The sequence below is a fragment of the uncultured Erythrobacter sp. genome, assembly GCF_947502395.1.
Lineage (GTDB): Bacteria > Pseudomonadota > Alphaproteobacteria > Sphingomonadales > Sphingomonadaceae > Erythrobacter.
Window position 1 is genome coordinate 406,557 of sequence record NZ_CANMZM010000003.1, and the last position, 24,129, is coordinate 430,685.

General features: G+C 57.3%; 18 protein-coding genes and 1 tRNA gene. 10 read left to right on the forward strand and 9 right to left on the reverse strand.

The features are described from left to right. Positions 1–32: 32 nt before the first annotated feature. From Q0778_RS13240 to Q0778_RS13270, 7 genes are read left to right on the forward strand one after another with little or no spacing between them, the layout of a single operon-like run. Entirely contained in the window at positions 33–2,474 is a 2,442-nt protein-coding gene (locus Q0778_RS13240; protein WP_298336705.1) for a VirB4 family type IV secretion/conjugal transfer ATPase, read from the forward strand. Further along, positions 2,471–3,652: a type IV secretion system protein gene (locus tag Q0778_RS13245; RefSeq protein ID WP_298301314.1), complete on the forward strand. Its 1,182-nt coding sequence runs from the start codon at positions 2,471–2,473 to the stop codon at positions 3,650–3,652. Before Q0778_RS13240 ends, Q0778_RS13245 begins: the two co-directional genes overlap by 4 nt. Then, positions 3,649–4,473, forward strand: a complete 825-nt coding sequence (locus Q0778_RS13250) for a TrbG/VirB9 family P-type conjugative transfer protein (protein ID WP_298301316.1) — start codon at positions 3,649–3,651, stop codon at positions 4,471–4,473. The genes Q0778_RS13245 and Q0778_RS13250 overlap by 4 nt, the downstream gene beginning before the upstream one ends. 15 nt (positions 4,474–4,488) lie before the next feature. Beyond that, positions 4,489–5,616, forward strand: a complete 1,128-nt coding sequence (locus tag Q0778_RS13255; RefSeq protein WP_298301318.1) for a TrbI/VirB10 family protein — start codon at positions 4,489–4,491, stop codon at positions 5,614–5,616. A 59-nt stretch (positions 5,617–5,675) separates the two neighbouring features. Beyond that, positions 5,676–6,671, forward strand: a complete 996-nt coding sequence (virB11, locus tag Q0778_RS13260) for a P-type DNA transfer ATPase VirB11 (RefSeq protein ID WP_298337673.1) — start codon at positions 5,676–5,678, stop codon at positions 6,669–6,671. Positions 6,672–6,724: 53 nt separating this feature from the next. Continuing rightward, positions 6,725–8,962 carry an RNA degradosome polyphosphate kinase gene (locus tag Q0778_RS13265; protein ID WP_298337676.1) on the forward strand — a complete coding sequence of 746 codons (2,238 nt, stop codon included), beginning with the start codon at positions 6,725–6,727 and terminating at the stop codon, positions 8,960–8,962. An 11-nt stretch (positions 8,963–8,973) separates the two neighbouring features. Beyond that, positions 8,974–10,509 (forward strand): Ppx/GppA family phosphatase, encoded by a 1,536-nt coding sequence (locus Q0778_RS13270; RefSeq protein ID WP_298336707.1) that lies wholly within the window; start codon positions 8,974–8,976, stop codon positions 10,507–10,509. On the opposite strand, the gene Q0778_RS13275 is transcribed toward Q0778_RS13270, so the two are convergent. After that, positions 10,506–11,384 (reverse strand): queuosine precursor transporter, encoded by an 879-nt coding sequence (locus tag Q0778_RS13275; protein ID WP_298336709.1) that lies wholly within the window; start codon positions 11,382–11,384, stop codon positions 10,506–10,508. The two genes, Q0778_RS13270 and Q0778_RS13275, sit on opposite strands and share 4 nt — an antisense overlap. A 57-nt stretch (positions 11,385–11,441) precedes the next feature. Here Q0778_RS13275 and Q0778_RS13280 point away from each other — a divergent pair. Together Q0778_RS13280 and Q0778_RS13285 are read left to right on the forward strand one after the other, a co-directional pair. Then, positions 11,442–11,518: transfer RNA gene (locus Q0778_RS13280), tRNA-Arg, on the forward strand. Between the two features lie 315 nt (positions 11,519–11,833). Next, positions 11,834–12,532, forward strand: coding sequence for a Crp/Fnr family transcriptional regulator (locus tag Q0778_RS13285; protein ID WP_298301326.1), 699 nt, complete (start codon positions 11,834–11,836; stop codon positions 12,530–12,532). 6 nt (positions 12,533–12,538) lie between these two features. On the opposite strand, the gene acs is transcribed toward Q0778_RS13285, so the two are convergent. The 8 genes from acs to Q0778_RS13325 form a co-directional block, all read right to left on the reverse strand. Then, positions 12,539–14,470 (reverse strand): acetate--CoA ligase, encoded by a 1,932-nt coding sequence (acs, locus tag Q0778_RS13290; RefSeq protein WP_298336711.1) that lies wholly within the window; start codon positions 14,468–14,470, stop codon positions 12,539–12,541. Positions 14,471–14,713: 243 nt separating this feature from the next. After that, positions 14,714–16,201: an EAL domain-containing protein gene (locus Q0778_RS13295; RefSeq protein WP_298336713.1), complete on the reverse strand. Its 1,488-nt coding sequence runs from the start codon at positions 16,199–16,201 to the stop codon at positions 14,714–14,716. Between the two features lie 209 nt (positions 16,202–16,410). Continuing rightward, entirely contained in the window at positions 16,411–17,283 is an 873-nt protein-coding gene (locus Q0778_RS13300) for a protein-glutamate O-methyltransferase CheR (RefSeq protein WP_298336715.1), read from the reverse strand. Positions 17,284–17,301: 18 nt separating this feature from the next. Further along, positions 17,302–18,381, reverse strand: a complete 1,080-nt coding sequence (gene cheB / locus Q0778_RS13305) for a chemotaxis-specific protein-glutamate methyltransferase CheB (protein ID WP_298337679.1) — start codon at positions 18,379–18,381, stop codon at positions 17,302–17,304. A gap of 68 nt (positions 18,382–18,449) precedes the next feature. After that, positions 18,450–18,815 carry a response regulator gene (locus Q0778_RS13310; RefSeq protein ID WP_298301338.1) on the reverse strand — a complete coding sequence of 122 codons (366 nt, stop codon included), beginning with the start codon at positions 18,813–18,815 and terminating at the stop codon, positions 18,450–18,452. A gap of 57 nt (positions 18,816–18,872) precedes the next feature. Next, complete coding sequence (locus Q0778_RS13315; protein WP_298301340.1) at positions 18,873–19,316, reverse strand: chemotaxis protein CheW; 444 nt, start codon at positions 19,314–19,316, stop codon at positions 18,873–18,875. Next, positions 19,313–21,706: a chemotaxis protein CheA gene (locus Q0778_RS13320; RefSeq protein ID WP_298336717.1), complete on the reverse strand. Its 2,394-nt coding sequence runs from the start codon at positions 21,704–21,706 to the stop codon at positions 19,313–19,315. Before Q0778_RS13320 ends, Q0778_RS13315 begins: the two co-directional genes overlap by 4 nt. A 77-nt stretch (positions 21,707–21,783) precedes the next feature. Beyond that, positions 21,784–23,169 (reverse strand): MATE family efflux transporter, encoded by a 1,386-nt coding sequence (locus Q0778_RS13325; RefSeq protein WP_298336718.1) that lies wholly within the window; start codon positions 23,167–23,169, stop codon positions 21,784–21,786. Between the two features lie 169 nt (positions 23,170–23,338). Here Q0778_RS13325 and Q0778_RS13330 point away from each other — a divergent pair, with 169 nt between their 5' ends. Then, positions 23,339–24,115 (forward strand): class II aldolase/adducin family protein, encoded by a 777-nt coding sequence (locus tag Q0778_RS13330; protein WP_298301347.1) that lies wholly within the window; start codon positions 23,339–23,341, stop codon positions 24,113–24,115. Positions 24,116–24,129: the final 14 nt, after the last annotated feature.

Genomic DNA, 24,129 nt, shown 5'->3' on the forward strand with positions numbered 1-24,129 from the left:
AATTTGAGGCCTTTGAAGGAGGGCCTACGCGAATGGTGAATTGGATCGGACCTGCTGCTTGGAGCGCCAAAGAAGCGCTGGCTGGCGATCGCCTGCCGTATGAGCGACTTATCGATGAGAGTACGGTTCTGCTTCGCGATGGCTCGGTGATGAGTGCGATTCAGGTGCCGGGCCTTCTGTTTGAAACCGAGGACTCAGATGCGCTCAATTCGCACGCAGCGACCCGCGAGGTGGTGCTGCGCTCGACGCTGGATGCGCGCTTTGTGCTCTATCATCATGTGATCCGCAGGCGGGTGGAGGTGGAGCTTGATGCAGAGTTTCCCGACGCGCTCTCCCGACACATCGATGCACGCTGGAAAGAGCGGCTCGCGGGTGGCGCACTGTTCATTAATGATCAGTTTGTGACCCTAATTCGCCGCCCGGCGCGCGGGAAAACGGGACTGCCAGAGCGGATCGCAAAGTTTTTCTCGCGTCATCGGCAAGAGGAATTGGAAGCCGATCCCAAAGATATTCGCAGCCTTAAGGCGGCGGTCACGGGATTAACGGCTTCACTGTCACCCTATGGCGCGAGCGTGTTGGGCGATTACAACGCGCCAGCTGGAGGCACCAATTCGGAAATGCTCGAGCTGCTGTCGGCGCTCTACAATGGCGAGATGCGACCGGTGCGTCGCCCAGCGGACGACACCGATATCGGCCATATGCTTCCCTATCGCCGGGCGAGCTTTGGGCTCGACGCTATGGAGCTGAAAGGCTCTGGTCAGCCGGAATTTGCGGCCATGCTAGGGCTCAAGGAATATCCTGAGGCGACCTCACCTGGCCTCCTCGATCCGCTCCTTCGCTTGCCGTTCGAGATGATCGTGACCGAAAGCTATGCACCCAATGAGCGTACCACGGCGCGCGAGAGGATTGACTTGGCGCTTCGCCGTTCGCGTTCGGTTGATGAAGAGGCTGCGGCTGAACGCTCTGATATGATGGCGGCGCGCGATGCTTTGGGGAACGGCGCGGTTGGCTTTGGCGATCATCACCTGACCGTGCTCGTGCGTGAGCGGGCGCTGGATCGGCTCGATGACGCGTGTGCGTCTGCCGCAGCAGCGCTGGCCGACACCGGCGCGATTGCGGTGCGCGAAGACACCAATCTGGAGCCAAGCTTCTGGGCGCAATTCCCCGGAAACGAGGATTATGTGGTGCGCCGCGCGCTGATCTCCTCTGCCAATATGGCAAGCTTTGGCAGCTATCATGGCTTTGCTCTGGGCCAGGCTGCGGGCAACCATTGGGGTGATGCGGTGACATTGCTGGAGACAACCAGCGCGACCCCGTTCTTCTTCAACTTCCACCACGGCGACCTTGGCAATTTCTCGGTCATCGGCCCATCTGGCTCGGGCAAGACCGTAGTGATGAACTTCCTCGCGGCTCAGGCGCAAAAGTTCAAACCGCGCACGATCCTGTTCGACAAGGATCGCGGCGCGGAGCTGTTCATTCGTGGGATCGGCGGGCGCTATGACAGGATCAATCCGGGTCAGCCTACGGGCTTCAACCCGCTCGCGCTGCCCGATACGGCGGCGAACAAGGCCTTTCTGCGCGATTGGCTTGGCGTGCTGCTCGATGCCAATGGACCAGAGGAATATGCGACGATTAGCGCAGCGGTGGATGCGACCTATTCCAATGATCCTTCGCTGCGCCGCCTGCGGCATTTCAAGGAGCTGCTAGCGGGTGCGCGCCGTCCGGAGCAGGGCGATCTTGCGGATCGGTTGAGTGCATGGATTGGGACCTCATCGGGTGAAGGTGGCGAGCACGCCTGGCTGTTTGACAATGAGGCTGATGCGCTCGACCTCGATAGCCGCGTGTTGGGCTTTGACATGACGCAGCTGCTCGAGAATCCGCGCCTTCGCACGCCAACAATGATGTATCTCTTCCACCGCATTGATGAACGGCTGGATGGCGAGCCCACCATGATCCTCATCGATGAAGGGTGGAAGGCCCTCGACGACGAGGTGTTCGCAGCGCGTATTCGCGATTGGCTGAAAACACTGCGGAAACGCAATGCGCTGGTTGGGTTCGCGACGCAGAGTGCCAAGGATGCGCTCGAAAGCCGTATCTCAACCGCACTGGTTGAGCAGACCGCAACAATGATCTTTATGCCAAACAGCCGTGCACGTCCTGAGGACTATTGCGACGGCTTTGGCCTGACTGACCATGAGCTCGCGCTGATCCGCTCGCTCCCGGCGCATTCGCGTTGTTTCCTTGTGCGTCAGCCCGATGCGTCTGTGGTGGTGCGTCTTGACCTCTCAGGGGCACCTGAAGTGCTGACTATCCTGTCGGGCCGGGAGGCAGCTGTGCGCCGTCTTGACCTCTTGCGTGAGGCCGTCGGCGATGCGCCTAGTGAGTGGTACCCGGCTCTGACCAACACAGTGTGGCCTGATGGGTCTGGTGAGATCAACCAAGACGGCACTCCCGTGTGGCAGGCGGCGGAATGACGACAGCTTGCGATCTTGCTGCCGAGGAGATGGGCTCGGGCGTTGCTGGGGCCCTCACGGCGGTTGACTGCATCGCCAGCGAGGTGAGCGAGCAAGCGTTCGAGCGGCTCGATGGCGAATTGGGTACGGCCTTGGTGATCGCGCTCACGCTCTACATCGCCTTCTTCGGGATTGGCGTCATGCTGGGCCGTTCAAACCTTTCGGTTCGAGCCGTCATCCCCAAGATGCTGACGATTGGCCTCGTCATGGCCTTCGCCACCAGCTTCGCTGTCTTTTCGACCGTGTTCTACAATCTGTTTGTGGCGACACCCGATTTTCTCGCCGGAGTGATCACCGATAGCGACGGCTCAGCCACCGCGACCTTTGCACTCAAACTCGATATTGTCTTCCTTGCGATTCAAGATGCGAGCACGGGGATTGAAGACATTAGCGCATTCTCACCGCCGGGCATGATGTGGATTGGAGCGATGTTGCTGCTGATTGGCACCGTGGGGCTTTTGGTCACGGCTCGCATTGGTTTGGCACTCTTGCTCGCCGTGGGTCCGATCTTTGTGGTCTTGGCATTGTTCAACGGTACGCGCGGACTGTTCGTCGGCTGGCTCAAGGGCATGGTGATGCTCGCACTCGCCCCGCTCTTCGCAGTGGTGGGTGGGTCGCTGATGTTGGAGATGGCAGTACCGATCCTATCGGCTTTGGTTGCTTCACCCGGACAGATCGATCAACAGGCAGCTATGGCGTTTTTCCTCGTGGGCTTTGTCCACTGCATGCTGATGCTCATGGTCCTTTACGTTGGCTCAAAAATGGTGAGCGGCTGGCAGGTCTTCGGCTTGGCGACGCCAGATGTTGCCACCGCACCCAATTCAGAAAATTACCGTGCAGGTGCTCCGGCTCCGCTCGCACCCATTCCCGTTCGCTCTGCGCAAACTGCGCAAACCGCATTCGCACAGGGCGGCCAGCGGCGTATCGATGTGACTGTGCCATCATCGGTTGCAGCCAATGATACGGGAAGCAATTCGGGTACAAACACAGTTCGTGAGACCAAGGTGTTCGCCACCAGTTCTGGCAACGGTCAAAGCTCGCCTGCGTCCCCTAGCGCCTCGCGGACCAGGGGCATTGGCAATCGCTTCCGTTCGGCCGCTTCGACAAGCGCTGCACCCAAATCGGAGACTCATTCATGATCCGTGCCGACACTCTTCGGCTCTCTCTTTTCGCTTGTGCGTTTGCGCTTGCAGCGCCGGTTGCCGCTCAGGATGATGAGCTCCAGCCCATTGCTGATCCGCGTCTTGTTACCCAGGTTTTTGATGAAACACAGGTTTACACGGTAAAGGGCCGAGTGAAGGTTCAGACCACTATCAAATTCGCTCCTGACGAGGTGATCCAGAACGTCGCAATCGGGGACAGTGGCGCTTGGCAGGTTCAACCCAATCAGGCGCAAACCCTGCTATTCGTCAAGCCGCTTGCGACCAATGCGCAGACCAATATGACGGTGGTGACAAGCCGCCGGACCTACCTGTTCGACCTTGATGCAAGTCCCCGGAACGCGCCGCTCTATGTGCTGCAATTCCGTTATCCGGCACTGGAGCGCGCAGCGGAGGAGGCCGAGATTGCTGCGGCCGCTCAGGCAGAGCGAGAAGCGGCCAGTGCCCTGGAGCTGGAAGCGGCGAATGATCCCTTTGCTGTGGTGGATCCTGCAAGGCTCAACTTTGAATGGGCGCCTGCGGGAGAGAGCGATCTGTTCCCGGCGCGTGCCTATGACGATGGCGAAGCCCTCTTCCTCACATGGCCAGCGGGCACGCCTATTCCCGCCATTTTGGTGACCAATGAAGAGGGCGATGAGGGGCCGGTCAACTTCACCGTGCGTGGCGAGACAGTTGTAGTCGACAACGTGCCCACGCAAATCATTCTGCGCTCAGGAAAAGAGCGCGCAACGCTCACCAATCTGGGCCCCACATCCTCACGCAGTGCCAGCGCCAATGGCGAACGCGCGCGCGGATCATAAGAGGGAGATGACATAATGCGTCTTGCAATGCGACTTCCGTCCAAACCCGGCGACAAAGCGGGATCAGATATCGACCCGCGCGAAGGCGAATCCGCCGAGGTTATCGATCTTGCAAGCCGCAATGGCTTCTCCGCTGTTGCGGAGCGCAAGACCGCAACGGAAGGGCTCGGTCTGGCTGCTGGTGTTGCGCTTGTTGGCCTGCTTGGAGCAGTAACGTTTTGGGCAATGAACGCGGCGCAGTTGCCCGAAGGCGAAACGGTCGCAACCACTGTGCCAGAGCCTGTGCCGGCGGCTGTTCCACCTGCTGGTCCGGTTCAGGTGACAGCACCGGTGCCCGTTGCCCCGCTAACCGATCCTGCACTGGCGCCTGTCCTCGCAAATCAGCCTGCGTCCGTCGTCGGGCCCGCGACCAATCCATACGCGAGTCCGTCGCTTGTGTTCGATGCAAGCGCGGCTGCGCGTCAGGCGACAGATGCAGCGGAAGCGGTGGCCGCGCCCACTGCTGCAACGGCAATCAACGCAAACGGCGCGGGAAGCGCTGCGGCTCAGTTCGCCAGCCGGATTGGAGGAGTGGGAGGTGCACCCGCTCAGGCTCGCGCAATGACCAACCCTTCAACCACTGTCACTGAAGGCACGATGATCCCCGCGATCCTTGAGACCGCGATCAACACCGACGTGCCCGGCTATGTCCGTGCAGTGGTGAGCCAGGACGTGCGCAGCTTTGATGGCACAAAGGTATTGGTCCCGCGTTCCTCGCGCCTGATCGGTCAGTATCAGTCCGGCGTGCAGCAAGGGCAAAAGCGCGCCTATGTCATTTGGACGCGGCTCATCAGGCCCGATGGCGCATCTGTGAATATTGCATCGCCTGCTGTCGGCTTCGACGGAACAACGGGCCTTGCAGGTGATGTGAACAATCACTTCTTCCGCCGCTTTGGTTCGGCCATGTTGCTTTCTGTGATCGGCGGGCTTGGCACGATCGCTTCTGGCGGAACCTCAGTGGTCCTTGGCGGAGCAGGGCAGAGCGCTGCCTCGATTGCTGCTCAGCAGGATGGTCAAATCGGCCCGACCATTCGCGTCCACATGGGTGAGCCGATCCGTGTCTTCACCGCGCGCGACCTGGACTTCACGGCTGTAAGCGAGTGAGTGCGGACATCCATCCTATAGCCTCCGGGGCGGGACCGGATGACGCAAATGCGGATGATGTGATCGCTCATGACAACCTCATCAGCGGTGAGCGTAGCGTCTATCTTGAGGCCTATCTCGCCCCTTTCAAGCGTTGGTTAGATCGCGACACGGTGACCGAGATTATGGTCAATCAACCTGGAGAGGTTTGGATCGAAGATGCCCTCGATCCCGGCATGAAGAAGATCGTCACGCCCGAGATCGACGATCGGCTTGTGCAGCGGCTGGCAGAACAGGTCGCACGGGTGAGCCATCAGGGCATCAACCGCGAGCACCCTCTTTTGGGCGCAACACTGCCTGCCAAAGGTAATGAGGGTGGCGCGCGCATTCAGTTTTGCGGTCCTCCGGCGAGCCGACAGCACTGGGTCATGGCGATCCGCCGTCACCGCAGATTGGACCTGCCGCTCGATGCTTATGACACCGGTCCTTTAACGGGCGAGGCATCGGTTTCGATGCCCGATGCCAATGAAGAACCTATCGCGTTTCTTCGCGCGGCGATCCAGCATCGTCGCACCATCCTGATCTCGGGCGGGACCAGCACGGGCAAAACCACCTTCCTCAACGCCATGCTGGGCGAAATCCCCCGCGAAGAGCGTGTGGTGATGGTGGAAGACACACCTGAGCTTAAGTTCCCGGGCGAAAACGCGGTCGGTCTTGTGGCCGTGAAAGGCGAACTGGGTGAAGCCAAGGTAACACCTAATGAGCTGCTTCAGGCTGCTTTGCGCCTACGGCCTGATCGGATCGTCTTGGGTGAGCTTCGCGGGGCGGAGAGCGTCTCATTCTTGCGTGCGATTAACACCGGTCATCCAGGCAGCTTCTCGACCATCCACGCCAACTCCTTGCGCGGTGCGCTTGAGCAATTGTCGCTGATGGTGATGCAGACTGGCATTGGTCTTACTCGCCAAGACACGATTGAGTATGCCGCGAGCGTGATCGACGTGATCGTGCAGTTAGGCCGGGATGAAACCGGGAAACGCGGAATCAGCGCCATTGCGGACAGCAAGTCTTTGCTTTGACTTTCCCGAGACAATCGCCATTTGGGGTTGTGCAATAGGTGAACAGCAAAGCGATGAGCAGTCCAGAGATCATTGATACGGATGTGGTGGGGTCAAGCGAGCACCCGTCTGTCTCTGCTGCGAGCCCACCCTCTGTCCCTCAACGTATCTCGGCCCCCGAGGGTGAAGCCTATTTTAACCGCGAGCTTTCCTGGCTGGCGTTTAATGAGCGTGTTCTCGCTGAGGCTTCGAACGAACGCTATCCGCTGCTTGAGCGGCTGCGCTTCCTTTCGATTTCTGGGAGCAATCTTGATGAGTTCATGATGATCCGCGTTGCGGGTCTTGTGGGTCAGGCCCAGCGCGGCATCGCCAGACCCGCCATCGATGGTCGCACCCCGACTCAGCAATTGGCGGCGATCCGCGAAAAGCTTGCAGCAATCTCTGCCAGGCAACAGAACATCTTTCGTGAGCTTCACGAACTGCTCGCTGATGCTGACATTCACATCGCCGATGAACAAAGGGTCAAACCGGCAGCGCATCAATGGCTAGAGGCGTTCTTCCTTGAAGAGATTTTGCCAGTTATCACCCCGCAGGCGCTCGATCCGGCGCATCCATTCCCCTTCGTGCACAATGAAGGCATGGGATTGCTCTTCACCCTCACGCGTGATGCAGATCAAGAACAGATCATTGAGATGATCCTGATCCCGACTGCTTTGCCGCGGTTCGTCCGCGTGCCGGGCGATATCGCCGGGGCAGGTGAGGCTCTGTATATCTCGATTGCGAGCCTGATTCAGCGCTATGCCAAGAAGCTCTTCCCCGGTTTCACCATTGAGGGCGACGGCCTTTTCCGGGTCCTGCGCGATAGCGATATTGAAATCGAGGAAGAGGCCGAAGATCTGGTCCGTACTTTCCGCAGCGCGATTCAGCGCAGACGCCGCGGCCAAGTGATCCAATTGGAACTTGAAGATGATTTCGATCCTCAGGCAGAAGGTATTCTGCTCGAGCAATTGGGCGTGCACGAAGCGGCCGTGATCAAAACCGATGGCATGATCGGGATCGATGGTCTTTCCGAGATTGTCGACGAAGACCGGCCTGACCTCAAATTTGACGCGTATTCTCCGCGCTATCCCGAACGTGTGCGCGAACACGATGGCGACGTTTTCTCTGCCATTCGCGAGAAGGACATCGTCGTTCATCACCCTTACGAAAGCTTCGAAGTGGTGGTCGATTTCATCCGTCAAGCTGCGGCCGATCCAGAGGTGGTGGCGATTAAGCAAACGCTCTATCGCGCAGGCGCTCAATCCGCCGTGATCAATGCTCTGATCGAAGCGGCAGAGAGCGGCAAGTCAGTCACTGCCGTGGTCGAGCTAAAGGCCCGCTTTGATGAAGAGCAAAACTTGAAATGGGCGACCAAGCTTGAACGGGCGGGCGTGCAGGTGATCTACGGCTTCACCGACTGGAAGACCCACGCAAAGATCGCAATGGTGATGCGCCGTGAGGACAATGGATTCCGCACCTATTGCCACTTTGGCACTGGCAATTACCACCCGGTCACAGCCAAAGTATACACTGATTTGAGCTTCTTTACCGCTGATCCGAAGCTGGGTCAGGATGCCGCGAAAATGATGAATTTCGTGACCGGCTATGTGGAGCCATCAGGGTTAGAGCGCATCGCAATCGCGCCTCTGAATCTGCGCGAAACCATCTACGAACGGATCGATGCCGAGATCGCCAATGCAGCCAGGGGTAAGCCCGCTGCAATCTGGATAAAGTGCAATCAGATCACCGATCAGGGAATGATCGATAGGCTCTACGCGGCAAGCGATGCGGGGGTCTCGGTCGAGCTGGTGGTGCGCGGGATTTGCTGTCTCAAACCCGGCGTTCCGGGACTGTCTGAGAATATCCGCGTCAAGTCGATTATTGGCCGCTTCCTAGAGCACAGCCGTATTTACGCCTTTGCTAATGGCGAACCGTTGCCCGGTCCCGGTGCGCGTGTTTACATCGGGTCGGCCGATTTGATGGGACGTAATCTTGATCGTAGGGTGGAATCGCTCATCCCCATCCTAAACCGCACTGTCCACGATCAGGTTCTGCAACAGGTGCTGCTCGCCAATATGCTCGACGTGGAGCAAAGCTGGTGGCTGCATGCGGATGGCAGTTATGCACGGGTGGAAAACGCGCCCGAAGGTGACATGAAACCCTTTAACTGCCACAGATATTTCATGACGAACCCAAGCTTGTCAGGTCGAGGAGGGGCGCTTGAAGCGGGCGGTGTGCCCAAGCTTTCCCTGCGCAAGGGCAGGGCCGGATAGGGCCGCGCTGGATGAAGTCTGGCAAGAATCGCGCAGACCGCGACGGAACCTTTGCAGGCAACACGCCAGGCCGCGCGATTATTGATATTGGCTCGAACACCGTTCGTATGGTGATCTATGGCGGTACAATGCGCGCGCCGACCATACTGCTCAATGAAAAGGTCACGGCGAAGCTTGGTCGCGATATTGCGAGTAAGGGCGTGCTGGCCGACGAAGCGATTGAGCTGGCGATGCGCGGTCTTAGTCGGTTTGCTCTACTGCTGCGCGATCTGAAAGTCGATGACGTTGAGACGGTAGCCACTGCCGCAGTGCGTGAGGCGAGCAACGGTAGCAAGTTTATCGGTAAGCTTCGCAAGCTAGGCTTTGAGCCAACGATTATCACCGGTGAGGAAGAAGCTTGCCTTGGCGCCAATGGCGTTATGGGCGCATTCCCCGATGCGCAAGGGACGGTCGCGGATCTGGGCGGAGGAAGCCTCGAACTCGTCCGCCTCACCGATAAGGGCCCGAGGAACGCGGTTTCTCTGCCCCTTGGCACATTACGGCTGCCCGACTTTCGCGGAAAATCGCGTGGTGGAATGCGTAAGGCGATCGAAAAAGCGCTCGGGAAAGGCGCACCCAAGATCGAGAAAGGCGAACCGCTTTACCTCGTTGGGGGAACGCTCAGGACGATGGCAGTCTACGCCATGCAGGAAGAAGGGCATCCGCTTTCCGATCCTCACGGGTTTGAACTCAGTCCGAGCGATGCGAGGCGCTTCCTTGGCAAGGCTCTCGCTAATGAGACGGTCGAAAGCCTCAAGCAACGTGATCGAATCTCGTCGATGCGCGCCGAGAAGCTTCCCGATGCTTCGGTCTTGGCAGAAGCCATGCTTTCGCGATTTGAGCCCAGCCGCATCATCTTTTCCTCATGGGGTCTACGTGAAGGGATCCTCTATTCCTCGCTCCCCGATCACAGCAAGAGCCGCGATCCGCTACTCGCGGGTGTCTCGGTTTTCGCAGCCCAGAGGGGTGCACCTGCAACCTTGGCCACACGGATCGCGAGTTGGACCGTGGACGCAGCGCCATCCCGCAAACATGGCAGTGAGAAGTTGCGCATGGCGGCAACAATGCTGGCGCTCGCCTCGATGCAGATCGAGCCCAACATCCGTTTGCCTCAAGCCATCGATTGGGCGCTCCACAAGCGTTGGATAGCGGTGAGCGGCAAGGATCGCGCCATGCTGGCCGCAGCAATTGCAGCGAATGGCAACGTGCTGGACCTGCCCGATGAAGTCACCTCTCTCGCAAATTCCGATGCGCTGGACGAGGCGATTTGCTGGGGCCTTGCTGTGCGTCTTGCCAGGCGACTTGGTGCAGGTTCACGCCGCTCACTTCAAGAGAGCCGCCTAGGTATCGAGGGCAAGACCCTCACATTACGTTTGGCGAAGAGTCAGGGCGCGCTCTTTGGCTTCTCAACTGAGAAGGATATGAAGCTTCTGGCGGGCCGCCTAGGCCTTGATTGGACGGTTGAAATTGTGCCCGATGATGGGCTTCGGTTGAAAGGATCAGACTAGGCTTTCTTGGCCGAAAAGGGCGAGAAATCGGTGTCCGTGTCGAACAGATCGACTCCCTCTGCCTTCTTAAGCTTGCCCACCACCAAATAGGTGATCGGGGTCAAAGCCGCTTCCCACAGGACTTTCAAAAGCCAGTTGGTGATCATCACCGTCACAACTGCTTCCGTGGTCCAAATGCCAAGAAACGCAATGGGGTAGAAGATCAGGCTATCAACCCCTTGGCCTACCAAAGTAGAGCCGATGGTGCGGGTCCAAAGCGCTTTGCCTTTGGTCCAGACCTTCATCTTCGCCATGACATAGGAGTTAACAAACTCGCCCGCCCAGAACGCCGTGATGGAGGCAACGACAATGCGCCAAGTGCTTCCAAAGACGGAGTTATAGGTCTCCTGACAGATCGCTCCGGTGGGCCCATTTGGGTCGGTTGTTGAGGTAAGGGGGCCTTGCCCGCCAAAGCCGCTTGCTCCGCAAGCCCAACCCTCAAAGGCCGGGAGGCTCACCACCACATAACTCATAAACGCCAAGAAGATCATCGCGGCAAAGCCGGTCCAGATCACACGGCGCGCACGAGCGAAGCCATAAATCTCGGTTAGAATGTCACCGATGACATAGCCGAGTGGGAAAAACAGGATTCCAGCGCCATAGATGAAGACACCGTCTGGTGCAGGCCACATTCCTTGCGGCCACCAGCTGACTTCAACAAAAGTCAGCTTGGCTGCACCGATAATATTCGAGAGCAGAAGGATCGCCACGAAGGCGGCCATGACGAAATCGTAATAGCGGAAAGTAGCCGGCGCATGGCTGGTCGCTTGAATACCGTCATCGGGATTCTGGTCGAAAACAGCGGCCGGATTAGAGGGGATCTCAGATTTTTCCATCGCGAAGCCGTTAGCGTGATTTGAATGCTGCGAAAAGCACGCTATTGGCACCCGCACGCGCCCTTAGCTCAGCTGGATAGAGCACGGGACTTCTAATCCTGAGGCCGCAGGTTCGACTCCTGCAGGGCGCGCCATTCCATCTTCTTGGCTTTTTTGATTCTCAGCTCAACTTGTGAGCCTTTTGTGCTGGAGGAAACAGTTTGGCCCACACCTTCCCCCCAAGGTGTGGGCCAGGCGCCGGAGGGCTGCACCGCCCTCCGCTCGGGTCGCCTTCGGTTACCCCCATAGCGTGTGCATTCTCTAGGCGCTTTCACGGAGGCGTTCTGTGATGGCCATCACTGTTTTGTCATTTACCTGAATCGGCAGTCTAAGAGATGAGGCGATTGCCAAGTTGCATGCCGGATTGCACCCCGGTGCGTGAGCAGGTAATCTTGCGTTCTGGGGGGCAAATGGAAACGCTCGATTCAATCATTGATACACTGGCACCAGACAGTCTGCTGCGCGCACTTTCGCGGGTGCAGTTGGAAGGATTGCTGGCGAAGTCCAATCGTCGCGAGCTTAAGAAAGGCGACGTTCTGATCAATCAGGGCGATGAGGAGGGCGACTTTGCGGTCTATCTTCTTTCTGGCGCGCTCAAGATCAGCTTTGTGAGTGCCGGGGGCAGGGAGATCATCCTCAACTATTGCGCGCCCAATGAGCTGGTGGGAGAGATTGCACTGCTTGATAGCGGGCCGCGTACGGCAACGGTGACCGCAGTCGTCCCCTCAGCCGTTCTGCTCCTGCCGACCCAGGCCTTTCTTGAGACCGTGTCGAACAACCCGGCGTCTGTCGTTGGCGTGATGCGCGAACTTGCCCGGCGGGTGCGGCAATTGAACCTAGTTGTTGAGAGCGATCGCACCTTCTCGATGGGACCGCGGTTAGCGCGCGCTCTGGTGCGGCTGATTGACCGCAACAGAGAAGACGGCGAGCTGATCTATAACCCAAGCCAGAACGACCTTGGAGCTTTCGCGGGGCTCGCGCGCGAGAATGTCAGCCGGCTCCTAACCGAGTGGGAGGCGCAGGAGGTGATAGAGCGGAAAGGCCGCGCGCTTGTGGTGCGCGATATCGAGTATCTTGAGCTTCTGGCTGAGTTCGGCGATGATGGCTGAAGAGGTCTAGCGGTTCTGTCGTCCCTCAATCAGACGATCCACCAAGCTTGGGTCTGCAAGCGTCGACGTATCGCCCAGTGAACCATAGTCGTTCTCCGCTACCTTCCTCAAAATCCGCCGCATGATCTTGCCCGAGCGGGTCTTTGTCAGACCATCGGTGAATTGCAGGTGGTCAGGTGTTGCGATGGGGCCGATCTCTTTGCGCACATGAGCGCGTAGCTCAGAATAAAGCTCTTCCGACCCTTCCTCGCCTGCATTCAAAGTGACGTAGCAATAGATACCTTGCCCTTTGATATCGTGCGGATAGCCCACCACGGCAGCTTCCGCGACGAGTGGGTGAAGCACCAATGCGCTTTCCACTTCAGCGGTTCCCATGCGGTGGCCTGACACGTTGATCACATCATCGACCCGACCGGTGATGCGATAGTATCCATCCTCATCGCGTTTGCAGCCATCTCCGGTGAAGTATTTGCCGGTGTAAGTGCTGAAATAGGTCTGAATGAAGCGCTCATGGTCGCCATAGACGCTGCGCGCCTGGCCGGGCCAGCTGTGTGTCAGGCACAGGTTCCCTTCATTGGCACCGTCCAAGGTCACGCCATCATTGTCGACCAGTTCAAGCCGCACGCCGAACATTGGCAAGCCAGCGCTGCCTGGTTTCATATCATGCGCGCCGGGGAGGGTGGTCAGCATGCAGCCTCCCGTCTCGGTCTGCCACCATGTGTCGATGATCGGGCAACGTCCTTCGCCCACGACATCAAAGTACCAACGCCATGCTTCCGGGTTAATCGGCTCACCCACTGTGCCCAGCAGACGCAACGAAGAGCGGTCACGACTGGTCACGAAATCATCGCCTTCGCGCATCAAAGCACGGATAGCGGTGGGTGCGGTATAGAGGATGTTGACCTGATGCTTGTCCACCACATCCCAGAATCGGCCATGATCAGGATAGTTGGGCACCCCTTCAAAGATGATCTGTGTCGCCCCATTCATCAGCGGCCCGTAGACGATGTAGGAATGTCCTGTGACCCAGCCTATGTCCGCCGAGCACCAGAAGGCCTCACCCGGCTGGTAATCAAATATGTAATTGAACGTGGCTGCCGTCCATACGCCGTAACCACCGGTTGTATGCAAAACGCCTTTGGGTTTTCCAGTCGAGCCGGAGGTGTAGAGGATGAACAGCGGATCTTCCGCGCTCATCACTTCGCATGGTACGGGCGTGTCGGACTTCGCGTCATCAAACCAATGATCACGCCCGGCTTGCATTGCGACCTCAGTGCCGGTGTGCTTTACCACAAGTACGCCTTCAACCCCGCTCGCGCGCCCGATTTGGAGCGCGGCGTCAACATTGGTCTTGAGAGGGATGGGTTTGGAACCGCGCAGGCCCTCATCGGCGGTCACCACAAAGCGCGAGCCACAATCTTCGATCCGACCCGCCAGCGCTTCAGGAGAGAATCCACCAAACACGACCGAGTGGATGGCGCCTAGCCTTGCGCAGGCGAGCATAGCGGTCACACCTTCGATCACCATCGGCATGTAGATGGTCACGCGCTCACCCTTGGTCACACCAATCGCTTTGAGCGCATTGGCCATCGCGATGACCTCGCTCTGAAGCTCTGAATAGGTGAGGATGCGGCCCGGCGTGTTTGGATCGTCGGGCTCAAAGATCAGCGCTGTTGTGTCGCCGCGGCCCGCTTCGACATGCCGATCAACGGCGTTGTGACACAGGTTGAGTGCACCATCCTCAAACCATTTGATTTGGACCGGATCGTAGCTCCAATCGCCACCCTTGGTGGGATTTGTTGCCCAATCGAGACGTTCTGCCTGCTCCAGCCAGAAACTGTCCGGATCAGCGATGGAGCGCGCATACATCTCGTCATACTGTTCGGCCGTGCAATGCGTTGCTCTGCCTGTATGCGGGCGCTGGACGGCCTGCGTCATTGATCCGTTGCTCCTATGATCGTCTCTTCAAAACGATCAATAGGCACAATCGGGCTCTTTAAGAAAGGCTAGAATTTGCTCTGATTGTATTAACCTGCGCGGACCTCTTTGAAGAAGCCAGCAACTCAGGATCGTGGGGACGCTGCTTGCTGATCGAGTGCAGTCGCGTTGGACAGATCATCGCAAGCGGCGACCTGCTCTGTGCCCCGTTCCACAGGGTCGTGAGCTATTGGTGCGACATGCTTATCGAGCCATCTTGACCAAAGGATTGTTCGGCCTGGTATCTGTCGTCATGACACCAGCGCGAGGAATGGAGTTTTTCGTCTGCGCCTCAATCAGAGTGTCTACATCTGACGCAGGCATGGCTTTGTGAAAGAGCCAACCTTGGATCTGATCGCACCCTGCCAAGCGAACCAAGGCCGCCTGATCTTCGGTTTCGACTCCCTCTGCAGTCACGCCCATGTCGAGCGCACGCGCAACCGCAATGCTGGAGAGCATCATCGCGCGGCTTCCCTCTTCCTCGCTTGCTTGGACTACCAAGGTGCGGTCCAGCTTGAGCTTTTCAAATCTGAACTGGCGGAGAAAGCCAATCGAAGCGTATCCGGTTCCAAAATCGTCGAGTGAGACTTTGACCCCGAATTTGCGGATCACATCAAGGCTTCGCTCGGCGACAACGGGATCGAGCACCAGGCACGTTTCAGTGACTTCCAACTCTAGCATGTGTGGCGGATAGCCGGTCTCCTCCAGGAGCTCCCCCAGTTTGATAGGGAATTCGGAATTGCGTAGCTGCGCCGCCGAGAGGTTGACTGAGAGGGAGATACCTTCCCAAGCTTTCGCTTTGCTCATGGCGGTGCGCAGGACCCACAGGCCAATGGGATTGATAATACCCGATTCCTCCGCGACCGGGATGAAGACATTTGGGCTGATTTGTTCCCCATCGCTTCTGTTCCAGCGCAGCAGAGCTTCAACCGCGACGATATTGCCCTTCTCGGCATCAACCAGCGGCTGATAGGCGAGTTCAAATTCGTTCTTCTGGAGCCCTGTCCTTAGACTTGCTTCAAGGTCGCGTACGGCTTCGCGTCGCTTGTCAAAATTCGGATTGAACCAAGTGCAACGCATCTTGCCGCCACGTTTCGACATGTACATTGCCACATCTGCTCTGCGCAGCATCTCGGAAGGGGCGAGACAATCTTCTTGTGTGCTGTGAGCAAGGCCTATGCTAGCGCCTACTGCTAACTCGCGACCGCCGAGTTTGATTGGGACTTGGAGTCGATCGAGGATCCTGCGGCACAGGCCTTCTAGAATTGTGCCTGCAAGGTGTCCTGTTGTGATTGCGGCAAACTCATCTCCTCCCAAGCGATAGCACCGTGCCTCTTCGCCGAGGATATCGCGCAGCAAAAGAGCGCAAGTCTTGATCAGCTCGTCACCCGTAACGTGACCAAAATGATCATTGATTTGTTTGAAGCCATCAAGGTCGAGCAGAGCAAGAGCGTGTTCATCACCGCATTCTACGCATCCTTCGAGATCATCGATAAGCGCCTGACGGTTGGGCAAGCTGCTCAGCGGATCGACACGTCCCAACAGCTCAATCTCGCGCACATTGGCAAAACCGGAGCGGGTGAGGAGGAACATCGTAGCTGCATAGAAGAGCACTCCTGCGATCAAGAGTAAATCTGGATGCATGAGCGACAACGCATCGCTAGCGATAACAGCCAATGCAAATGCGGTCACGGCAAGGGAAATTATAGCAATTGGGAGCAAAACCAATCCCGTCGGAGTCAAACGAAATGGCTTGTTTGGTTTGGACACAAAGGTTCCTTTATTGGCACTAGGGCGCAGATTTGCGACTTCAAACTCGCTAAAGCTCAATGGCTAATGTTCGGTAAAGTCACGGCATTCTCTGGCCAGATTTGGACAGAAGGCGCCATCACTCGGAGTTCTTAGAGAGGGGCAAGCGCTACTTCGTGTTGGTTGGCCTTGGCCGCTCCCCCAAGCTCGAAAATGCTGGCACGCTTGCCAGACGGGGCGAAGGCACTTGTGCGCGCAGAAGCCGTCTCACCGGCGCCCAGCATGAGATACCCATCACCCGCGAGCGCACTTGCGAGGCGGTTAAAGATAAGGGAGCGCGTCTCGGCATCGAAATAGAGCAACACATTGCGACACAAGATGAGATCAAACTTGCCGCGGCGTGGCGGCGGGGTCAGGAGGTTATGCTGTTCAAACCTACTGAATCGTTTGACATTGTCGCGAAGCTGCCAACCATCGGGTGCCTCATCGAAATGACACAGCATTTCGGTGACCCCCAAACCACGTTGGACTTCGAACTGGCTGTACAGTCCATTTTTCGCCGTACGGATCGCCTTTTTCGAGATATCGGTCCCGAGAATTTCAATGCTCCATCCTGCCCACAGGTCCTTTTGTTCATCGAACAGCATTGCGAGGCTATGGGCTTCTTGACCTGTTGAGCATCCGGCACACCAAATCGAAAGTCGGCGCAAGCGCGCGCGACGTTCGCGCAGGATTGGCAGGATTTCTTGTGGGATTTGATCGAACGTGGGCTTGTCGCGAAAGAAGTAAGTTTCGTTGTTGAGCAGTGCTTCGACCACCTCATTCGCCAAATTGCCCGGTTGCGATGGATCCGATGAAGCATCGAGTAAGCACACAAGCTGATCGATATTGCTGATCCCGTGCTCGCGAAACACGCCAGACAAGGCCGAGGTGAGGCGCCACTTGCGATTGTCGGTTAGCTGTTGCCCAGTGCGAGCTGCCAAGAGCTCTGCGATAATCTGGTATGAGGCTTCACTGAATTCCATATGACATGTGCGCCGCGGTCAGCCGGCAACACTCCTTGCATCAGCATATTGGTTCATGATCGACTGACCCAGTTTTTCGGGTGGAGCGATCATGCTTGCCAATCCGCCTTTGGCGACAGCACCCGGCATTCCCCAAACAGCACAAGTCTTAGCATCTTGGGCCCACACAGCCCCGCCTGATTCGACCAATTCTTCAGCGCCCTCAAAGCCATCACGGCCCATCCCCGACAGGAGAATAGCTAGCACGCGGCCATCGCATGACTTGGCAAGGCTTCTAAGCATTGGATCAACCGAGGGGAGACAACCGCTCGAAGTCGGTTCGGACGAAGTGCGCACCACTAATCTGCCTGCAATTCGCCTTACGCACATGTGGCCGTGACCAGCTGCGATTGCGATTTCGCCCCTCCGAATTTCTATCCCGTCTTCGGCGATCTTGGTGGGGCGACCGCTTGCAACCTCAATTTGCCTTGCGAAGACCGGGATGAAATTGCTCGGCAGGTGCTGGGTGATCAGAATTGGCAAAGAGCATTGTGACGAGAGTTCGCGCAGCATCAGATTGAGCGCGTGTATACCTCCAGTGGATGCTCCAATTGCGATTACATCGGGTCGCTTTGTAGGTCGGTCATTGAGGGGCGCGTGAAACTCAGCGGGCTGATCTTTTGTGGTTTCCGCCTCAGCGACTTTGTGATCAGATTGAGTTGAGCCATCAGAAAGCTTGGGTGCACGACCCAGAGCCTTGATCTTGCCTAGCAGCTGACTTCGATACTCTTCTGTAAAGCCACCCGGACGCGGTTTTTGAAGCGTGTCCGCTGCACCGCCAGAAAGCGCCTTGATTGTCGCTTCTGCACCATCTTCGGTTAGAGATGAGACAACCAGAATTTGCGTTCCTGGTGACGCGTCGAGGAGTGCTGGCAAGGCGTCGAGCCCTCCCATTCCCGGCATTTCCAGATCGAGCAGGACCACATCAGCCGGCTCATCCTTAATTTGGGCAATTGCGCGCTCACCACTGCTCGCAGTTCCGGCGATTTCCATGGAGGTTTCGCTTTCCACCATGCGCCGAAAGATCGTGCGCACTGTAAGAGAGTCGTCCACGATCATCACCCGGATACGGGGTTTCAGCAGGGTACGTGCACGGCCCTTTCTGAATGGAGAGCTGGCAGGGGCATTCATGGGAAGCCTACAAGCTGGAGCTTGATCTGAAGTGTTTCGTGGTCAAACGGCTTCATCACATATTCGTCCGCGCCAGCGCTAATTGCTTCGCGAATGTGAGAAACATCGTTTTCGGTGGTGCAGAATACGACCTTGGGCTTATCGCCGCCGGGACTTTTGCGAAGGTGGCTGATAAATTCAATGCCAGTCATGACTGGCATGTTCCAATCCAGCAGGATAACATCTGGCATCGCCGTATCGCAGGCTTCCAGACCCAATTTGCCGTTCTCGGCCTCCTCCACGGCGAAACCCAGAGTTTCAAGGATGTGCCTCGAAACTTTTCGGATCACTTTGGAATCATCCACGACCAGACAGGTTTTCATTATTATAGTCCCCGACTCTTAAGGCGATAGAGTTAATGTTAGAAGGTAAGGATTGCCTTAAGCGGCTTCCCCCAAAGCCGTTTCACCTTCGATTAGCGAACCAAGGTCGAGCAAGAGCGTCGGCCCTACATGTGTCTCAACCAGACCCTTTGAAACATTGGCCCATTGCGCGCCAAATCCTCCGGGAATGCTGCCCGGCTCGCTCACAGCGGTGCCAATGTCCTCAATTGCATCGACCCGAAGCGCGTAGGCATCGCCCTGATGGCTTGCGACGATTGCGCGGTGGTCGAGTGGAAACTCGCTTTCGGTAAACCCGATGGCTGTTCGACAGTCCAACACTGTCAGTGCCTGACTGCGCATGGCGGTGAGCCCCTTAATGAAGTCCGGAGTGCGCGGTATTGGGGTAATCGTCCCGATCTCAATAACTGATTGGACATCAGGTGCAGGGAATGCACAACGGCGCCCTGCGATCAGTGCCATGACCAAGAGTGAGTTCTTCATGCTTGACCTCCTGTATGGCGGACCTGTCTTAGGGCTTTGACCAGCCCGTCGCGATCGTATCGATAGATGGTGGGCGAGCCTTCCACGGCTTCGGGCGCATCGCGCAGCCGGACCACAGGAGCCGGAAAACTGGTGTCGAGCGCAGCTGCAGCTTCGTATTCATCATCGAACCAGATCGTGACGTCTTCGACCGCATCCGGCGCAGAGACGATGTCATAGCCTGCGGAACTGACCAGCGGCGCGAGGATTGTGCGCGCCCACTCGCCTTCGGGCAGCCGACAAAGTGGTTTGTCAGTCGCCTCCGGTGTCTCGCCATAGCGGGCGAACAGTTCGTGACCATCAATGAGACTCACAGTTTTGCCGTCCACCAAGGTAACGGCCTCAATCATATCCTCATCGCCAATCGGCCTTAGCGGGTTCGACAGCACAACTGCTTCTTCGACTTCGCGAACGGCGTGAAGCAACTGACCAGATCCATCGCTAAGCCGAAGGAGGCGAAGTTTTTCGGTTTCAATTGGCTCATTGGGAAGTCCAACGAGTGGAAGAATGGCGCTGTCGATCACTGCGCGTGGGTGAGATCCCGAACAATCGACGGCAGTGGTTTGGATCGTTTCGATGCGTTGGACAAGCTCCAGGCGAATGGCACAGCGACGGCCGGAGAAGTCAGTGAACAACATGGCGCGACTAATGCTTGCCGCTTCAGTTTGGCCCGCTTGAAATTCATCATGTATGACCCGGCTGCTCAGGTCTGAGGCAAGGTTATTCTCTGCGGCAATGCTTGTCACATCGAGCAACAGAACGGGCTGACCATCATCAAGCAGGGTGGAGCCGGCATATATTCCTGCCTTCATTACAGCAGGAGCGAGCGGCTTGACCACGATGTCGCCATGCGAATGGATTGCTTCGACTGCGAGCGCGAAAAGATCTCCATTGGCAAGCCGCAGCATCACCATTGTGAATTCATCTTCTGCAAACTCACTCCGCGGCAGATCGAGTGCATCGCTGAGCACAAGGCATGGCACGCGATTGTCTCTAAACGTGACAAGCGCTGTTTCACCAACCTGAGTGAAATCAAGCGCCTTTGAAGAAGCGTGGATGATCTCTTCGATATAGCTTTGCGGGATAGCGAAGCGCTGATCGCCTGTTTCAACAGTCAGGGCGGCAATGATGCTGAGGGTCAGGGGGATTTGCAGAGTGAACTGTGACGCCACTCCTTCGGTCGATGATACCGAAATCGTGCCTCCAACGCGCTCCAGATTCTGACGCACAACGTCAAGCCCGACACCGCGGCCGGATACATTGCTGACCTCTTCCGCGGTCGAAAAGCCAGGCTGAAAGATCAATTGAAGGACCTGGTCGCGGCCCATTTCTGCGCGCTCAGCTTCGGAGATCATGCCCAGTGCAACCGCTTTATCGGCAACCTTGGATTCGGTGAGGCCGGCTCCATCATCGCTCACCACTATCGAGATCATATTGCCCGATTGGCGCGCTGTGATCGAGAGGAAGCCGATCTCACGCTTGCCGAGCGCTAGGCGATCTGACGGCTTCTCAATACCGTGATCGATCGAATTGCGAATGATGTGGGTGAGCGGATCGCGGATCATCTCGATCATCTCGCGGTCGAGCTCCACATCACCGCCTTCAACATCGATCATGACCTGCTTGCCAAGCTCATGCGAGAGGTCACGCACCAGTCTTGGGAAGGCGCTGAAAAGGGTCCCGATACGTTGCATCCGCATACGTGTGATCGCATCGCGCACATCGTTGAGAATGGTCGTGAGCCGCTCGAAAGGCCCATCGATGGTTGGCTGAGTGCCCGCTTGACGCAATCTGTGCGCCAGATCGTTGCGGGCCAGGACCATGTCGGAAACGCCGCTCATTACCCGGTCTAGCAGATCGACAGGCAACCGGATGGAGCGCTGCACAGCTGTGGGCTGTGAGCTTTGAGCGGGCGCGTTTTGGTCTGAGGCGGTGTCGTTGCTTGAGTGTCCGTGGGTCACTGCCGCATCCAGTGCATCGATCTCGCCAGCCTCAAGCGCTGCGATCAATTCTTCATCGCCGCCTTCGGGAAATTCCTCTCCCGCTTCGATCACATCAACCATGACGATGATCCGGTCGATAACCGCAAGCACTGCGGTGACGAGTTGTCTGTCAGGTTCGCGTCGTCCTGCCCGGCAATCGGCCAGCGCGTCTTCGGCAGCGTGGCTGAGCTTGGCGAGGCGAGGAAAGTCGAAGAAACCGCAATTGCCCTTTACCGTGTGGACAAAGCGGAAGATGCTGTCGAGGCGCGCAGTGTCGGCTGGATTGGCTTCCCAGGCGACAATCTCGCCTGAACTTGCCTCCAGCATCTCGCGTGTTTCTGCGACGAAGTCCGCCAGCAAGTCGTCCATTCTGCGCGTGCCCCTGTTGCCATTCCAGGCCGATTTAACCTCAGCAGCGCTTATGAACGGGGATGGTTAACGAATGCCTACTTCGCCGTCTGTATGTCGGGGGCGTTGCGGGCAAGCAGCCAGTAAGCAAGCGCTGCTCCAGTCAGGCCGCCAAAGATATTGGCCGCAAGTTCGGCTGAGAACACTGCTGCGCTCCCCCAGTTGGGTAAAAGAAGCCAACCGAACGGCAGCATCACAAGGAACACGCGCGCTGCAGATTGACTCAGCGCGTAGGACGCTCTGTCGATCGAGTTCAATATGCCGTTGGCGACAATCAATATGCCAAAGCCCGCATAGCCCCAAGCGGCGATGTTGATGTACAGAACGAACTGCTCGATAATAGCGGGGTCATCCGTGAAGAACCCGGCAAACCAGTCGGCCATCGGCACGAAAAGTACCACTAATCCAAGGCCCCAGACCAAGCAAAATCCGAAGGCATAGAGCGCCGCCTGGCGGGATCTGCCATACTCCCTTGCGCCCCAATTCTGCCCGACGATCGCACCGATTGACCCGGATAGGGCGAGCAGAGGAACCGTCGCGAGGCCTTGCAAACGCCCTGCTGCGCCAAAGGCAGCCACCGCTGCCTCGCCCTGTGTCGCGATCACCGCAGTGAGGACGGACAAGCCAATAGGATTGATCGAATTTGAGAATGACGCGGGGCCTGCCACCCGCAGGATCGCAACCGCCGGATCAATCCAGCTGCCCTCGCGAATGAGCGCAAGATTGACCGGCAGATCTGTCTGGCGCAACAGCACAAAGGCGAGAACCGCACCAATCGTGTAGCCAATGATTGTTGCATAGGCTGCGCCGACAATCCCAAAGCCTTCAAAACCAAATGCCCCGGTGATCAGAATAGGGTCGAGCACCCAGTTCGCCGCAGCGTAGGTGATCGAGATGTAGCTCGTCTTCTTTGCTTCCCCTTGACCGCGCAGCACGCCGTTGAAGCCCATAATGGCCAGCACTAGCGGAAAGCCAAGCGCGTAAGGCTGCATGTAGTCCAGAATGAGCCCGCGCAAATGTGCCGGCGCATTCATCAATATGAAGAGCGGCTCAATCGAAACATAGAGCAGCCCGCCAATCACGACGCCAACCATAACGGCGAACACCAGCCCGAAATTTGCTCTCCGGGCACAGCGCTCGGCATCGCCTTCGCCAAGTGCGCGGGCAACGACCGAATTGATCCCGACCATTACCCCCACGCCAATCGAAGCAAGCGCAACGGTGACCGGGAAGATAAACGCGATCGCAGCCAAGGCCTCTGATCCGAGCTGGCCGATAAAATAGGCGTCGACGAGACCGATCGACATCACAGCTGTGACACCCACGATGGCGGGAAGTGTCTGTCCTACCAGATGGCCAATGACACTGCCTTTGGTCAGCTTTGCGGATATGTGTGCAGGCGGGGCAGCGGGGGATTTGCTCATCAAGCGGCGGGCTTATCCGCAGTCACCCTTTGGCGCAAAACAAATCCCCTTTTCCCATGCCAAGCAAAGCCTCTCACATGAAACGCATGCCCCGATACATTCGCTTGAAGCGAAGGGCACATTAGTGCGATAAGGAGTGCAAACAGATTTGCGAGAAAGGGATAGTTCCATGGCAACCCAGTTGAAGCCTTCAGACAGCCTTGAAGGGCAAGTGAGTAAGGAAGAATGGCAAGCGCGCCTTGATCTGGCGGCATGTTACCGAATCTTCGATCACCTGGGTTGGGGCGAATCGATCTATAATCACATCTCACTGAAGGTGCCGGGTGAGGAGGGAACCTTCCTTATCAACCCATTCGGCCTTCTCTATGATGAAGTGACCGCTTCAAACCTCGTCAAGATCGATGTCGACGGCAATAATGTTGGCGGTTCACCTTACATGGTGAACAAGGCAGGTTTTACGCAGCACGCGCACTTTCACAAGCATCTGGGCGCGCGCGCCGATGCGATCTGCCATGTCCACACCACCGCAACCATGGCAGTATGCAGCCATAAAGAAGGCTTGCGCCCGATCAGCTTTTACGCCTGCAATTTCCAGGACCAAATCGGATATCACGACTTTGAGGGCGTGACCGTTCGCGCGGAAGAGGGCGACCGTCTGGTTCAGAACCTTGGCAATCATACGATCCTTATGCTGCGCAACCATGGCCCAGTTGTGATGGATGGTAGCATTCAAGGCATGTTCCTGAAGATGTGGGCGCTTCAACGGGCTTGCGAAATCCAGATCGCAACACTTTCCCAAGGTGAGCCCACTGTGGTTCCGCAAGAGGTGATCGACGTGCATCAGCGCGACCTTTCGGTCATGTCCAGCCAAGGCGGAGCAGGGGTCTTCGATTTCGAAGCGTGGAAGCGCAAGATCGACAAGATTGACGACAGCTGGCGCAACTAAGACTGAGTAAAAGA